The sequence below is a fragment of the Streptomyces sp. NPDC004051 genome (assembly GCF_053604275.1).
On the sequence record NZ_JBSGHG010000012.1, the window covers coordinates 20,568 to 34,991 of the forward strand.

At 73.1% G+C, this 14,424-nt stretch carries 13 protein-coding genes; 11 read left to right on the forward strand and 2 right to left on the reverse strand.

Features of this window, described 5'->3' with window-relative positions; all coding sequences use genetic code 11:
* Positions 1–38: 38 nt before the first annotated feature.
* Positions 39–542, forward strand: a complete 504-nt coding sequence (locus ACWEQO_RS15320; RefSeq protein WP_361459382.1) for a sigma-70 RNA polymerase sigma factor region 4 domain-containing protein — start codon at positions 39–41, stop codon at positions 540–542.
* A 57-nt stretch (positions 543–599) separates the two neighbouring features.
* Positions 600–1,097: a GNAT family N-acetyltransferase gene (locus ACWEQO_RS15325; protein ID WP_361459384.1), complete on the forward strand. Its 498-nt coding sequence runs from the start codon at positions 600–602 to the stop codon at positions 1,095–1,097.
* 36 nt (positions 1,098–1,133) lie between these two features.
* Here ACWEQO_RS15325 and ACWEQO_RS15330 read toward each other — a convergent pair whose 3' ends face one another.
* Together ACWEQO_RS15330 and ACWEQO_RS15335 are read right to left on the reverse strand one after the other, a co-directional pair.
* Entirely contained in the window at positions 1,134–1,571 is a 438-nt protein-coding gene (locus ACWEQO_RS15330; RefSeq protein WP_452983093.1) for a hypothetical protein, read from the reverse strand.
* On the reverse strand, positions 1,552–1,911 hold the full coding sequence (locus tag ACWEQO_RS15335) for a hypothetical protein (protein WP_452983096.1): 360 nt from the start codon (positions 1,909–1,911) through the stop codon (positions 1,552–1,554). Before ACWEQO_RS15335 ends, ACWEQO_RS15330 begins: the two co-directional genes overlap by 20 nt.
* 69 nt (positions 1,912–1,980) lie before the next feature.
* On the opposite strand from ACWEQO_RS15335, the gene ACWEQO_RS15340 reads away from it, so the two are divergent.
* From ACWEQO_RS15340 to ACWEQO_RS15380, 9 genes are all read left to right on the forward strand, one after another.
* The gene (locus tag ACWEQO_RS15340; protein ID WP_361459390.1) at positions 1,981–2,631 is read left to right on the forward strand and encodes an HAD-IA family hydrolase; all 651 of its coding nucleotides are present in this window, start codon (positions 1,981–1,983) and stop codon (positions 2,629–2,631) included.
* 408 nt (positions 2,632–3,039) lie between these two features.
* On the forward strand, positions 3,040–4,086 hold the full coding sequence (locus tag ACWEQO_RS15345) for a methionine ABC transporter ATP-binding protein (protein WP_361459392.1): 1,047 nt from the start codon (positions 3,040–3,042) through the stop codon (positions 4,084–4,086).
* Complete coding sequence (locus tag ACWEQO_RS15350) at positions 4,083–4,820, forward strand: methionine ABC transporter permease (RefSeq protein WP_452983100.1); 738 nt, start codon at positions 4,083–4,085, stop codon at positions 4,818–4,820. The genes ACWEQO_RS15345 and ACWEQO_RS15350 overlap by 4 nt, the downstream gene beginning before the upstream one ends.
* Before the next feature lie 102 nt (positions 4,821–4,922).
* Entirely contained in the window at positions 4,923–5,753 is an 831-nt protein-coding gene (locus tag ACWEQO_RS15355) for a MetQ/NlpA family ABC transporter substrate-binding protein (RefSeq protein WP_452983103.1), read from the forward strand.
* A 182-nt stretch (positions 5,754–5,935) separates the two neighbouring features.
* Positions 5,936–6,577, forward strand: coding sequence for a GNAT family N-acetyltransferase (locus ACWEQO_RS15360; protein WP_361459398.1), 642 nt, complete (start codon positions 5,936–5,938; stop codon positions 6,575–6,577).
* 155 nt (positions 6,578–6,732) lie between these two features.
* Complete coding sequence (gene cbiE, locus ACWEQO_RS15365; protein WP_452983107.1) at positions 6,733–7,944, forward strand: precorrin-6y C5,15-methyltransferase (decarboxylating) subunit CbiE; 1,212 nt, start codon at positions 6,733–6,735, stop codon at positions 7,942–7,944.
* A gap of 381 nt (positions 7,945–8,325) precedes the next feature.
* The gene (cobT, locus tag ACWEQO_RS15370) at positions 8,326–12,102 is read left to right on the forward strand and encodes a nicotinate-nucleotide--dimethylbenzimidazole phosphoribosyltransferase (protein ID WP_452983110.1); all 3,777 of its coding nucleotides are present in this window, start codon (positions 8,326–8,328) and stop codon (positions 12,100–12,102) included.
* A 152-nt stretch (positions 12,103–12,254) separates the two neighbouring features.
* Positions 12,255–13,493 carry a uroporphyrinogen-III C-methyltransferase gene (gene cobA / locus ACWEQO_RS15375; protein WP_452983113.1) on the forward strand — a complete coding sequence of 413 codons (1,239 nt, stop codon included), beginning with the start codon at positions 12,255–12,257 and terminating at the stop codon, positions 13,491–13,493.
* Between the two features lie 53 nt (positions 13,494–13,546).
* Positions 13,547–14,365, forward strand: a complete 819-nt coding sequence (locus tag ACWEQO_RS15380; protein WP_452983116.1) for a TrmH family RNA methyltransferase — start codon at positions 13,547–13,549, stop codon at positions 14,363–14,365.
* The last annotated feature ends 59 nt before the right edge of the window (positions 14,366–14,424 follow it).

The following is a 14,424-nucleotide window of genomic DNA, read 5'->3' on the forward strand; positions in this document are numbered from 1 at the left end:
CGGGCAACCGGGCCCGGGGCGGCCGTGTCATCGCGGGTATGCCCCATGACCTGGTCGCCGCCCTCCGCCCGCTGCTCACCGCGGAGGCCTCCGCCGAGGCGTATGCGTCCGGGGCCGAACCCGCCGACCTGGAACAGGCGGTCTGGCTGCGCCTCCTGGAACGCCTCGCCGCCCACGGCCCGCCGCACGCCCCCCAGGACTGGCTCCGCAGGGCCGTCCGCGCGGAGACCCGTCGCCGCCGTCGCGCCGTCCGGAACGAGAGGCCGTGGGCCGGTGACCCCGTGGACCCCGGCGACCCCCGCGACCGTGACCCCGAACTCCTCGCCGTCGCCGCCGCCGACCGCCGTGCCCTGCGGGACGCGGTGCGTCGGCTGCCCGGCCGCTGCCCCCGGCTGCTGGAGGCGCTGCTGGCCCCGCATGACCCGACATACCGGGACATCGCAGGGGAGTTGGGCATCTCGCAGGGCAGCCTGGGTCCGGAACGTTCCAGATGCCTGGGATGTCTTCGTCGATTGCTCGCGCCGGAGGTTGCGTCGCGTTGAGGACGGGGATAGGAGTGAGGGACCACAGGTGATCAGGTGAGCGGGAGGCGTGCGCACATGGGCATGAGCGTGACCATCTCTGCGGCGGCCGAGCAGGATGCCGAGCAGATCTTCAGGTTGCAGTACCTGTGCTTCCAGAGCGAAGCGGCGCTGTACGGCAATTACCGCATCGACCCGCTCGTCCAGAGTCTGGACTCGGTCCGCGAGGAGGTCGCCGCCGACCTGGTCTTCGTCGCCCGCCTCGGTGACGAGATCGTCGGTTCGGTGCACGGCAGGAGCACCGAGGACGCCGCCGCGGCCATCGGCAAGCTCTGTGTCCACCCCCGCCTCCAGGGGCACGGCATCGGCGCCCGGCTCCTGCGGGTCGCCGAAGCCGCCCTCGCCGACGAGCGGGGCGCCAGGACCTTCCGTCTGCACGCCGGGCACCGCAGCGAGAGCAACCTCCAGCTGTACAGCCGGGTCGGCTACCAGCGGGTCGGGACGTCCCGGGGAGCGGACGGCGTACCGCAGATCGTCCTGGAGAAGTCGGCCGAGACGTACGCGACCACGGTCTGACCGGGCGGGGCGCTCCACCGTCTGACCGGCGGGGCGCTACGCCGTGCGCGCCCTGCGCAGCCAGTACATGGCCGTGAGGGGCAGCAGCACGGGGATGAACAGGTACCCCATCCCGTAGTCCGACCACACCGTCGCGTCGGGGAAGGCGGCCGGGTCGACCAGGGTCCAGGTGCCGACCGTCAGGACGCCCACCAGCTCGGCGGCGCAGCACACCAGCGCCGCCCTGCGGGCCGTCTCCCCGCCGCGCACCAGGGTGTACGTGATGAATCCGTAGACCACCCCGGCGATCGCCGAGAGCGAGTAGGCGAGCGGCGCCCGGTCGAACTCGGTGGCGATCTGGTACGCGGAGCGCGACACGGCGCCGACCACCATCACCCCGTACAGCCACACCAGCAGCAGTCCGGGCCCGCCGATCAGCCGGGTCCCGGCCGGCCTCTGTTCCGTCGCGGGCACCTCAGCCTCCCCAGATGTCATAGAGCCGGACCTCGAGCACGGCCAGGACGACACCGCTCGCGGCCACCGTGACCGAGCCCCACCGGGTGCGCTCGGCCAGCGACATGAAGCCCGCCGCCGGGACGCACGCGAACGAGCCCAGCAGATACGCGAGGAAGATGGTCGTGCCCTGCTCCGGCTTCTCGCCCCGGGCCAGCTGCACGATCCCGACGATCAGCTGGACCAGTGTCAGCAGCGTGACCACGGCCATACCGATGAAATGCCAGTCCTTCGTCGGCTGATCACGGTAGGCGGCCCAGCCGCACCAGGCGGCGAGCAGCAGCGCGGCGACACCGATCGTCAGCGTCAGGACATCAAGCATGTCAACGACCTTATTACGCCGGAACGGACCCACCGTGCCCGGCCCCGTCCGCCCCGTATGGTCGATGGCATGACCATCCATGCGCAAGCCCTCCTGTTCGACAACGACGGGACCCTCGTCTCCTCCCTCGAATCCGTACGGCGCTGCTGGACGCGGTGGGCCGTGGAGTACGGGATCACGGCCGAGGAGTTCGGGCGGGTCGAGCTGCACGGCCGGCCGGCCGTCGAGATAGCCGCCGACCTGCTGCCCGCCCGCGTCGTGCCGGAGGCCGTCGCGCGGATCGAGGAGTTGGAGGTCGAGGACGTGCCGAACGGCGGGGCCGTCCTGCTGCCGGGCACCCGGGACCTCCTCGGCGCGCTGCCTGCCGAGCGCTGGGCCGTCGTCACCTCCGCCACCCGGCGACTGGCCGAGGCCCGCCTCGCCGCCGCCGGCATCCTGCCCAAGACCCTGGTGGCCGCCGACGACATCACCCGGGGCAAGCCCGACCCCGAGCCCTACCTGCTCGCCGCCCGGACCCTCGGCGTGGACCCCGCGCACTGCGTCGTTTTCGAAGACGCCCCCGCCGGGCTCCAGGCGGGCCGGGCCGCCGGCATGACCACCGTGGCGTTGGCCACAACCCACCAGGCCCACGAGCTGACCGCCGACCTGGTGGTGAAGGATCTGTCGGCCCTGTCCGCACTGGTCACGGACGCGGGGGTGGAGATCGCCGTACGCCCCTGACGTGCGGTCACCCGTGTCCACGGCTGTCCAGAATGTGGACATGGGTGTCCGGTCAGCAGTAAAGGTCTGCTTTACTGGCCGCATGACCACGATGAGCGACCGCAGCCCCGCGACCGAGGTGCACATGCAGCCCGGTACCGGTTGTATGTGTCCGCTCCGAATGCGCGCCTTCTAGAGGGCCCCCGCAGCACTTGAGCCTCGCGCCCCGAAGCGAGAGCCGGTTCCCGTCCGTCCGCGTGTCCCCCCGGTCCCGGATGCGTGACGGAACCACGCCCCCGCGCATGCCTCTCCACGGTTCACCTCCGCCGAGCTCGGGAGAGGCCGTGCCGCGTGCGGGCTGCTTTCGACCCTGAATGCCTCGTGCCGGCGCCACGACGTGTCGCGCACTCGACAGTGACGGATGTTCACGTGATCACCACCTCGGGCCTGAGCAAGGTCTACCGTTCTCGCGGACGCGAGGTCACCGCCCTGGACGGCGTCGACCTGCACGTCCGCGAAGGCGAGGTCTACGGCGTCATCGGCCAGTCCGGCGCCGGCAAGTCCTCGCTCATCCGCTGTGTCAACCTGCTCGAGCGCCCCACCTCGGGCACCGTGACCGTGGCCGGGCAGGACCTCACCGCCCTGGCCGGGCGCGGCCCGCGCGCCGGACGGGAACTGCGGCAGGCGCGCAGCCGGATCGGCATGGTCTTCCAGCACTTCAACCTGCTCTCCTCGCGCACCGTGCAGGACAACGTCGAACTGCCGCTGGAGATCCTCGGACGGTCGGGGAAGGAACGTTCCCGCAAGGCGCTGGAACTGCTCGACCTGGTGGGCCTCGCCGACAAGGCCAAGGTCTACCCCGCCCAGCTCTCCGGCGGCCAGAAGCAGCGCGTCGGCATCGCCCGCGCGCTGGCCGGCGACCCGAAGGTGCTGCTGTCCGACGAGGCCACCAGCGCGCTCGACCCGGAGACCACCCGCTCGATCCTGGCGCTGCTGCGCGACCTGAACCGCCAGCTCGGCCTGACCGTCCTGCTCATCACGCACGAGATGGACGTCGTGAAGACGATCTGCGACTCGGCCGCGCTGATGGAGAAGGGCCGGATCGTCGAGTCCGGCACGGTCGCCGAACTCCTCGCCACCCCCGGCTCCGAACTGGCCTCCGCGCTGTTCCCGGTCGCCGGTGAGGCCTCGGGCGACGACCGCACCGTCCTGGACGTCACCTTCCAGGGCGAGAGCGCGACCCAGCCGGTCATCTCCCAGCTGGCCCGCACCTACAACATCGACATCTCGATCCTCGGTGCCGCCATCGACACCGTCGGAGGTCTCCAGGTGGGCAGGATGCGCATCGAACTCCCGGGCCGCTACGAGGACAACGTCGTGCCGATCGGCTTCCTGCGGGAGCAGGGACTGCAGATCGACCTCGTCGAGCGGGCGGCGCAGGCCGCGCGGACCCTCGTGAAGGAGGCAGCCAAGTGACGTGGTCCCAGATGCAGCCGCTGCTGGAACAGGCGTGCTGGGAAACGCTGGTCATGGTGGGCTGGTCCACCTTGATCTCCGTCGTCGTCGGGCTCCCGATCGGCGTGCTGCTCGTCCTCACCGACAGGGGCGGACTGCTGCAGAACAGCCTGGTGAACAAGGTCGTCGGGCAGATCGTGAACGTCGGCCGCTCGATGCCGTTCATCATCCTCATGGTCGCCCTGATGAGCTTCACCCGCTGGATCACCGGGACGACCATCGGCAGCGAGGCCGCGATCGTGCCGCTCGCCATCGGCGGCATCCCCTTCTTCGCCCGGCTCGTCGAGACGGCCGTGCGCGAAGTGGACCACGGACTCGTCGAGGCCGTGCAGGCCATGGGCGGCAACACCTGGACGATCGTCCGCAGGGTCCTCGTGCCCGAGGCGCTGCCCTCGCTGATCGCCAGCACCACCACCACGATCATCGCCCTCATCGGCTACTCCGCCATGGCCGGCACCGTGGGCGGCGGCGGTCTCGGCGACCTCGCCGTCCGCTACGGCTACCAGCGCTTCGAGACCGGGCTGATGTGGATCACCGTCGCGATCCTCGCCGTGGTCATCTCCCTCATCCAGTTCGCCGGCGACTACGCGGCCCGCTCCCTGCACCACCGCGGCGGACGCCCGGGCGCCGGGCCGAAGCTGCGGCTGCTCAAGGCCAAGGAACCGGCGACGGCCGACGCCGGCAAGGCCGGGTGACCCCGGCCCGCCCTCAGCCCCCGCCCCCTGACCCCTACTTCCCCGAAGGCCCCGCACCACCCCGAGCCGGGGCCGCACCACCCTGAAGGAAAGGCACTTTTCGTGCGTAACACCATCAAGATCACCACCGCTGTCCTCGCCGCCGGAGCCCTCAGCCTCGGCCTCACCGCCTGCGGCGGCTCGGAGAAGGAATCCGGGTCCGGCGCCTCCGGGACGCTGACCGTCGCCGCGAGCCCCGTGCCGCACGCCGAGATCCTCAACTTCGTCAAGGACAACCTGGCCGAGAAGGCCGGGCTCGACCTGGAGGTCAAGGAGGTCACCGACTACGTCACGCCGAACACCTCCACGGAGGACGGCTCGGTGGACGCCAACTACTTCCAGACCCAGGCGTACCTCGACGACTTCAACAAGAAGAACGGCACGCACATCGTGCCCGCCGGCGACGTGCACCTGGAGCCGCTCGGCCTCTACTCCGAGAAGGTCAAGGAAGCCGACCAGCTGAAGAGCGGCGCGACCATCGCCATCCCCAACGACACCATCAACGAGGGACGCGCGCTGCAGCTGCTCGCCGCCAACAAGATCATCACGCTCAAGGACGGCGTCGGCTTCGAGGCGACCCCCGCGGACATCACCGGGAACCCGAAGAAGCTCAAGTTCAAGGAGCTGGAGGCGGCCCAGACGCCGCGCGCCCTGGCCGACGTGGACGCCGCGGTCGTCAACGGCAACTACGCGATCGGGGCCGACCTCAAGCCGGCCGAGGACGCCCTCGTCCTCGAGTCCGCCGAGGGCAACCCGAACGCCAACTTCCTCGCCGTCAAGGAAGGCAACGAGGACGACCCGCGTGTGAAGAAGCTCGCCGAGCTCCTCACCTCCGACGAGGTCAAGAAGTTCATCGACGACAAGTACGACGGCTCGGTCGTCGCCGCCTTCTGATCCGGGGGCGCGCGCACCGCGAGCACCACGCGCACGACCCGTCCGGCACCCACGGGGGCCACTCCGGTACACGGAGTGGCCCCCGTGGTGCGGTTCGGTGCTTTCATGCTGCATGCTGGGCAGTTCAGCAGGACCTGATGGTCTCGAAGTTCTCGAAGGTCTCGAAGGTTACGGAGCGGCGCATGACGAGCAGCACCTTCCCCAACATCTCCATCAGCACGGAGCGGTTGGTGCTGCGTCCCCTCGACGAGGACGACGTCCCCGCCCTGGCCGAGATGATGAACGACGAACAGGTCGCCGCCTGGACCGACGTCCCGCGGCCCTTCACCGAACCGGCCGTCCGCACCTGGATCACCGAGGAGTCCCCCGCCGAACGGATGGCCGGACGCGGACTCGACCTCGCCGTCACCGAGTTCCTCACCCAGCGCCTGGTCGGCGTCATCCGGCTCACCGGCACCGACTGGCACATCCGGTCCACCGAACTGTCGTACATCGTCGCCCCCTGGGCGCGGGGCGAGGGATACGCCTCCGAGGCCGCGCTCGCCACCGCCCAGTGGCTCTTCGGCGACCAGAAGCTGGAACGCGTCGAGCTGCGCACCGCCGCCGACAACACCGCCTCGCAGCAGGTCGCCCAGAAGATCGGCTGCATCAGTGAGGGCGTCCTGCGCAACGCCTGCATAGCCCACGTCCGCACCGAGGACGGCGGCTGGACGGACGTACGCACCGACTTCATCGTCTGGAGCCTGCTGCCGGAGGACCTCGAGGGCGCGTCCGGATCCCTGGCCGACACCGGCGAGTTCACCACCCTCACCGACTGGAGCTGACCCTCCGTGAACCCGCGGCCGACGGTACCGTCCACCCACCGCACGGCCGTACCGGGTACTCTCACCGAGCCCGCCCGCCCGCGGGCGCAGCGGCCGACGACGGACCCGCGCACACCCCCCAGACGACCCGCGCACAACCCAGGAGACTGACGACGATGGCCGACCGGGTCACGGTGATCGGCTGGGACGGTTCGCCGCTGACCGCAGCGGCCCGCGCCGCACTGGGCGCCGCCACCCTGGTGGCGGGCGCCCCGCACCACCTGGAACTCCCCGAGGTGCCCGCGGGCGCCGAACGCGTCCGGCTCGGCAGCGCCGCCCTGGCCGCCCGCAGGGTCGCCGGCCACCGAGGCACGGCGGTGGTCCTCGCCGACGGCGACCCCGGCTTCTTCGGCGTCGTACGGACCCTGCGCGCACCCGAGTTCGGCCTGGAGGTCGAGGTCGTCCCCGCCGTCTCCTCGGTCGCCGCCGCCTTCGCCAGGGCCGGAATGCCCTGGGACGACGCACAGGTGGTCGTCGCGCACCGCCGAACCCTGCGACGCGCGGTGAACGTGTGCCGGGCCCACCCCAAAGTGGCGGTTCTCACCTCTCCCGGCGCGGGCCCCGCCGAACTGGGCCTGCTCATGGAGGGCGTCCACCGCACCTTCGTCATCTGCGAGGAACTCGGCACCGCTCGCGAACAGGTCAGCGTCGTCACCTCCGACAAGGCCGCCGATCACACCTGGCGCGACCCCAACGTCGTCATCGTGATCGGTGGCCCGGCCGTCGCCGGCGAGTCGGGCGGCTGGATCGCCGGGCGCGACCCCGCCGCCGGGCCGCGCGGCTGGGCGCTGCCGGACGAGGCCTACGGCGGTCGGCTCGGCGAGGGCGAGCGGGAACCGCTGCGCGTCTCCCAGCTCGCCCGGCTCGGACCGCGACCGGGCGACCTCCTGTGGGACATCGGCTGCGGCAGCGGCGCCTTCGCCACCGAGGCGGCACGGGCCGGCGCCGCGGTCATCGCCGTCGACAGCGACCCGACGGCCTGCGCGCGCACCGAGTCCACCGCCCGCCGGTACGGCGTCCAGCTCCAGATCGTGCACGGCACCGCCCCGCACGTCCTGGAGGACCTCCCGGAACCGGACGTCGTCCGGGTCGGCGGCGGGGGAGCGGCCGTGGTCACGGCGGTCGCCGACCGCCGCCCGCAGCGCATCGTCACGCACGCCGCCACCCGCGACGCGGCCGAACGCATCGGCCGGGAACTGACGGAACACGGCTACGCCGTCGAGTGCGCCCTCCTGCAGTCCGTCGAACTCGACACCAGGGTCTGGACGGAGACGGAGCGGAGCGTCGCGTTCCTGCTCAGCGGCGTACTGCCCGCGCGCACCCCCTGATCGCGTCGCCCGGTTCGGATCCCGTCCCCGTGATCGGGTTGTCGTACCGCTCGCGGTAGGCTGGCCGATCGTTGTACCGCAACTCGGACGCTCGCCGACTCCTCGGCCGATGTCCCGAAAACGCGTCCCTTACGGGGTGTGTGTGGTACGGCGGAACCCAAGGACGCGCAACGTGGCGCAGTCCACAGCGGAACCGTCGCCGATCAAGCTGACGCGACGGCAGTACGGCAGCGACAATGCCAGTGAATGGCTTTGTCGCCTTTTCTCGGCAGGCCGTTCGTGCCGCTGGGGACGCACGCTCGTTCTTCAGTGTGGGGCGGTCGGTGCGCCGTTCCGGGTGAGCTGGTCGTAGGAGCACTAACCGATGGGCGAGGGGTACGCATGACCGACACCGGCCAGGTCCCGGGCGAAGGACTGCCGGAGAACACAGGCATGGTGGAGCAGCCGGGCGTCCCCGCGCCCGACCCGTACACCTACCTCTCCGAGAGTTCCGTCGAGGACGAAGAACTGCTGCTGCCCGGCGCCCAGGGGGCCTGGGGCAACGAGGTCGCCCCGCCCGCGCCCGAGCCGGTCGTGGAGACCGTGCACGAGCCGGGACCGCACGAGACGGCCGGCCGGGACACCGGCTCGGTCGACCTCGGCGGTGTCCGCCTCCCCGAACCGGAGCGGGCGCAGGAACCCCGCCGCGCGTTCACGCACGAGCCGGCGGCGCCGCGCCGTCCGCTGCACCTCGGCCCGCCCATCCCCAGCGCCACCACCGGCCCGGTCCGCTCGCTCGCCGACCGCGGCCCGGCCGACGTGCCGGTGCGTCAGGTCGGCCCGCCGGCCGTCGGCCCCGAGTACCTCGACGTGCCGCGGCCCCGGGAGACGGCCCCGCGGGCGGCGGAGCCCCGGGTCGCCCCGGCGCCGGTGGGCGCGGGCGCGGCGGCCCAGGCGGAAACGGTCGCTCCGTCGCCGGGGCCGGGGGGCGCCGCCCAGGCGCTCGTCGCCCGCGTCTCGACGGAGGCGGGCGCAACCGCCGGAGCCCAGGGCGCGCCGCAGGACGCCGTGCCGACGGCGGCCTCGCAGATCCCGACGGCGCCGCAGGGGACCCCTGCGGTGCCGGAGACCCCTGCGCCGGTGGCGGCGGCCGCGGAGGCGTGGCAGGGCGAGGCGGGGGCCGCCGGCACGGACACCGGTTCCGGGCAGGGGGCACAGGTCCCCGAAGGTGCCGTGGGTACCGGGGGTCCTGAGGGCGCTGAAGGTGCTGTGGGCTCCGAGGGCGCGCCCGTTCCGACGGTGGCCGAGGCGAACGGGTCCGGCGCGGGTCCTGCCGCGGACGCCGTACCTCCCGTCGTTCCGGAGGCCGCTCAGGCCACCGGGACCGTTCCGGAGCCGACTGCCGACGGGGCGGCCGCCGAGGCGGCCGACGCCGCGGTCACCGGAGCCGATGCCGCGGGGCAGGAGGCGTTCACTCCTGCCGCCGCCGTGCTGCCGGAAGCTTCGGACCAGGAGCCCGTGCCCGCCGGGACGCCGGAGAGCGTCGCCCCCGACGCCGGCCGACCCGACGCGGGCGCGGTGGACGCCGCTGCCCCCGCGGTGACCGACGAGGCGGGCGCCGGGGCCCACGAGCCCCACGGCCCGGTCGCCGACCTGACCGCCCCGCATGCGGCCGTCCCTGCCGTGAGCGCTGTCGGGAACGACGAGGCGTCAGCCTCCGTACCCCCGACCGCGGCTGACGGTGTTCCGGCACCCGGGCACCTCTCCGCAACGGAAACGGAGCAGCCGGCACCCGCCCCCGCTCCCGGCCCGGTGGAGACCGTCGAAGCCCCCGAGCCCGCCGCACCCGCTCCCGACACGGCACCCGCTTCCGTCGCGGCAGCCGAACCGCTCCTCGAGCGGACGGAGGCCGAGCCGGCCGGCGAGAACCCGAACAGCGGGCACCACCCGGTCGTGCCCCCGGTCCAGGGACCGCAGGCCCAGCCCCAGGCTTCGACCGCCCCCGTCGCCCCGCCCGTCCAGGAGGCGTGGGCCCCGCTCCCCGGATCCCCGGCCCCCTCGGGCGCCGAGGCCCCCGCACCGGACGCGGCCCCTCCCGCCGGACCCGCGGCGGCCCCCGACGGCACCGCTCTCCCGGAGACCCGGCCGGAGCAGACGCCGGAGGAGCCCGTCTCCGTGGAGGGGAACATTCCGGTCGCCCCGCACCTCGCACCGACGCCGCCGCAGCCCCTGACCCTCCCCACCGAGGAACAGCCCGCGCCGGAAACCGCCGCCCCGGTGCCCGCACCCCACCCGGCCGACACCGATGCCGCAGACGCGGTGCCCACCACGCCGGTCCAGAACGAACCGGCCCAGAACGAACCTGCCCAGAACCCGGACGACCTGGACACCCAGGGCGCCGGAGTGCCCGACGCCGCACCGCCCGCCGGCCCCGTCCGTCCCACAGGCCCCCCCGCCCCCGGCTACGACGTCGCCGAGCGCGAGGCCGTGCTGAAGGTCATGCGGGAGCGCCGGGACATCCGTAACGGCTTCCGCGACGACCCCATCCCGCACGAGGTCCTGCTCCGCGTCCTGGAGGCCGCCCACACCGCGCCCTCCGTCGGCCACTCGCAGCCCTGGGACTTCGTCGTCATCCGCTCCGCCGAGACCCGGCGCAGCATGCACGAACTGGCCACGCGCCAGCGCGACGCCTACGCCAAGACCCTTCCCAAGGGCCGGGCGAAGCAGTTCAAGGAACTGAAGATCGAGGCCATCCTCGACACCCCGGTGAACATCGTCGTCACCGCCGACCCCACCCGCGGCGGCCGGCACACCCTGGGGCGGCACACCCAGCCCCAGATGGCGCCGTACTCCTCCGCGCTGGCCGTCGAGAACCTGTGGCTCGCCGCGCGCGCCGAGGGACTCGGGGTCGGCTGGGTCAGCTTCTTCGACGAGCGCGAGATGGTCCGCGCGCTGGGCCTGCCCGAGCACCTCGAGGTCGTCGCCTACCTCTGCGTGGGCTACGTCGACGAGTTCCCGGACGAGCCCGAGCTGATGCAGGCGGGCTGGTCCAAGCGCCGCCCGCTGTCCTGGGTCGTGCACGAGGAGACCTACGGCAGGCGTGCGCTGCCCGGCGAGGACCCGCACGACCTGCTCGCGGAGACCGTCGCGCAGATCCGCCCGCTGGACGCCAAGGCGCTCGGCGAGGCGTGGGAGCGGCAGAAGCGCATGACCAAGCCGGCCGGCGCGCTCGGCATGCTGGAGATCATCTCCGCCCAGCTGGCCGGGTTGTCCCGCCAGTGCCCGCCGCCCGTCCCGGAGCCCGCGGCCGTCGCGGTCTTCGCGGGCGACCACGGCGTGCACGCCCAGGGCGTCACCCCGTGGCCGCAGGAGGTCACCGCCCAGATGGTGGCCAACTTCCTCGGCGGGGGAGCGGTCTGCAACGCCTTCGCCACCCAGGTGGGCGCCGAGGTCTGCGTCGTCGACGTGGGTGTGGCCTCCGACCTTCCGGCCACCCCCGGACTGCTGCCGCGCAAGGTCCGGGCCGGAACCTCCGACATGACCACCGGTCCCGCGATGACCCGCGAGGAGGCCAAGCAGGCCGTCGAGGTGGGCATCGAGACCGCCCGCGACCTGGTCGCGGCCGGCAACAAGGCCCTGCTCACCGGTGAGATGGGCATCGCCAACACCACCGCGTCCGCCGCCCTGATCTCGGTCTTCACCGGCGCGGACCCGGCGGAGGTCACCGGCCGGGGCACCGGCATCAACGACGAGACCCTGGCCCGCAAGACCGAGGTCGTGCGCCGCGCACTCGAGCTGCACCGGCCGGACCCGGCCGACCCCCTCGGCGTCCTCGCCGCCGTCGGCGGCTTCGAGCACGCCGCCATGGTCGGCCTGCTCCTCGGCGGCGCGTCGCTGCGTACGCCGGTGATCCTGGACGGCGTCAGCGCCGGGGCCGCGGCCCTGGTGGCCCGGGCCATCGCCCCCGAGGTGCTGGCCGCCTGCATCGCCGGGCACCGCAGCGCCGAGCCCGGCCATGTGGCCGCCCTCAACAAGCTGGGGCTGCGCCCGCTGGTCGACCTCGACCTGCGCCTCGGCGAGGGCACGGGCGCGCTGCTCGCCCTGCCGATGGTGCAGAGCACGGCGCGTGCCATGCACGAGGTGGCGACGTTCGACTCGGCGGGCGTCACCGAGAAGTAGCAGGCACCCGGCGGGGGCGGAGCAGCGACCGCCGCCCCGCCCCCGCCGTACGCTGAAGTCCCCGTCCGCACACCGCATCCGCACACCGCACGTCAGGGCCGCTCCAGTGCCGTAGCGCCCACGCACGCCGCCTGTACGAGGAGCCGCACCTCATGGCCGAACACCCCGCCTACCCCGTGGGCCTCCGCCTCACCGGCCGTCGAGTGGTCGTGCTCGGCGGCGGCCAGGTCGCCCAGCGCCGCCTGCCCGCCCTCATCGCGGCCGGCGGCGACATCCTCCTGATCTCCCCCGAGGCGACGCCGTCGGTGGAGGCGATGGCGGACGCCGGCGAGATCACCTGGCAGCGGCGCCGGTACACCGAGGGCGACCTCGCGGACGCCTGGTACGCCCTGATCGCCACCGGCGACGACGAGGCCAACACCAGGGCCTCCGCCGAGGCGGAACGCCACCGCGTCTGGTGCGTCCGTTCCGACGACGCGGACCGGGCCACCGCCTGGACCCCGGCCACCGGGCACAGCGAGGGCGTCACGGTCGCCGTCCTCACCACGGACGCCAAGGGCCGCGACCCCCGCCGCACCGCCGCCATCCGTGACGCCGTGGTCGAGGGTCTGCGCGACGGCACCCTCGTCGCCCCGCACCACCGCACCCGCACCCCGGGCGTCGCCCTGGTCGGCGGCGGTCCCGGCGACCCGGACCTGATCACCGTGCGCGGCCGCAGGCTGCTCGCCGAGGCGGACGTCGTCATCGCCGACCGGCTCGGCCCGCGCGACCTGCTGGCCGAACTCCCGCCGCACGTCGAGGTGATCGACGCGGCGAAGATACCGTACGGCCGGTTCATGGCGCAGGAGGCCATCAACAACGCGCTGATCGAACACGCCCGGCAGGGCAGGTCGGTGGTCCGGCTCAAGGGCGGCGACCCGTACGTCTTCGGCCGCGGCATGGAGGAGCTCCAGGCGCTCGCCGAGGCGGGCATCCCGTGCACGGTCGTCCCCGGCATCTCCAGCTCCATCTCGGTGCCGGGCGCTGCCGGGATCCCGGTCACCCACCGCGGTGTGGCCCATGAGTTCACCGTGGTCAGCGGCCATGTGGCGCCCGACGACGAGCGTTCCCTGGTCGACTGGCCTTCCCTGGCGAAGCTGACCGGCACCCTGGTGGTCCTCATGGGCGTCGACAAGATCGGCCGGATCGCCGAGACCCTCATGGCGCACGGCAGGTCCCCGGACACCCCGGTCGCCCTGGTCCAGGAGGGCACCACGGCCGCGCAGCGCCGCGTCGGCGCCACCCTCGCCACGGTCGCCGAGACCGTCCGCGCCGAGGAGGTCAGACCGCCTGCGGTGATCGTCATCGGGGAGGTCGTGAACGTCGGCCCCTCCGAGAACAACCATCGGTGACACGGCCGGCCCCGGCCGTCGGCACCCCGTCCAGGACAAGGCAGTATCACCCCGTGGCCGATCTCATCACCCTCGAGGACCCCGACGACCCGCGTCTGCACGACTACACGGGCCTGACCGACGTGGAGTTGCGCCGTACCCGCGAACCCGCCGAGGGCCTGTTCATCGCCGAGGGCGAGAAGGTCATCAGACGCGCCAAGGACGCGGGCTACCGGATGCGCTCCATGCTGCTCTCGGCCAAGTGGGTCGACGTGATGCGCGACGTCATCGACGAACTCCCCGCACCGGTCTACGCCGTGAGCCCGGAACTCGCCGAACGGGTCACCGGCTACCACGTGCACCGCGGCGCGCTCGCCTCCATGCAGCGCAAGCCGCTGCCCACGGCGGCCGAACTCCTGCGCACAGCACGCCGGGTGGCGGTCATGGAGTCGGTCAACGACCACACCAACATCGGGGCCGTCTTCCGTTCGGCGGCGGCCCTCGGCATGGACGCCGTCCTGCTCTCCCCGGACTGCGCCGACCCGCTCTACCGACGCAGCGTCAAGGTCTCCATGGGCGCGGTCTTCTCCGTGCCGTACGCCCGGCTGGACAACTGGCCCAAGGGCCTGGAAACGGTCCGCGAGGAGGGCTTCACGCTCCTCGCCCTGACACCCGACGAGAAGGCCCGGAGCCTCGACGAGGTCGCCCCGCACCGGATGGACCGGGTCGCCCTCATGCTGGGCGCGGAGGGCGAGGGGCTGTCCACCCGGGCCCTGGCCGCGGCCGACGAACGGGTCCGCATCCCGATGTCCCACGGCGTCGACTCCCTCAACGTGGGCGCCGCGGCCGCGGTCGCCTTCTACGCGGTGGCGACGGGCCGGCCGACCTCCTGAGGGGCGGCGAAGCACGAGTCGAAGACGGGGGCCTGCCGAGCTCGGGCCCGGAGCCCGGC

Excerpts from the sequence above, each read along its gene's own strand:
- ACWEQO_RS15325 (WP_361459384.1), top strand. The coding sequence starts at position 600 with ATGGGCATGAGCGTGACCATCTCTGCGGCGGCCGAGCAGGATGCCGAG.
- ACWEQO_RS15340 (WP_361459390.1), top strand. The coding sequence starts at position 1,981 with ATGACCATCCATGCGCAAGCCCTCCTGTTCGACAACGACGGGACCCTC.
- cobT (WP_452983110.1), top strand. The coding sequence starts at position 8,326 with ATGACCGACACCGGCCAGGTCCCGGGCGAAGGACTGCCGGAGAACACA.
- cbiE (WP_452983107.1), top strand. The coding sequence starts at position 6,733 with ATGGCCGACCGGGTCACGGTGATCGGCTGGGACGGTTCGCCGCTGACC.
- ACWEQO_RS15330 (WP_452983093.1), bottom strand. The coding sequence starts at position 1,571 with ATGACATCTGGGGAGGCTGAGGTGCCCGCGACGGAACAGAGGCCGGCC.
- cobA (WP_452983113.1), top strand. The coding sequence starts at position 12,255 with ATGGCCGAACACCCCGCCTACCCCGTGGGCCTCCGCCTCACCGGCCGT.
- ACWEQO_RS15335 (WP_452983096.1), bottom strand. The coding sequence starts at position 1,911 with ATGCTTGATGTCCTGACGCTGACGATCGGTGTCGCCGCGCTGCTGCTC.
- ACWEQO_RS15320 (WP_361459382.1), top strand. The coding sequence starts at position 39 with ATGCCCCATGACCTGGTCGCCGCCCTCCGCCCGCTGCTCACCGCGGAG.
- ACWEQO_RS15360 (WP_361459398.1), top strand. The coding sequence starts at position 5,936 with ATGACGAGCAGCACCTTCCCCAACATCTCCATCAGCACGGAGCGGTTG.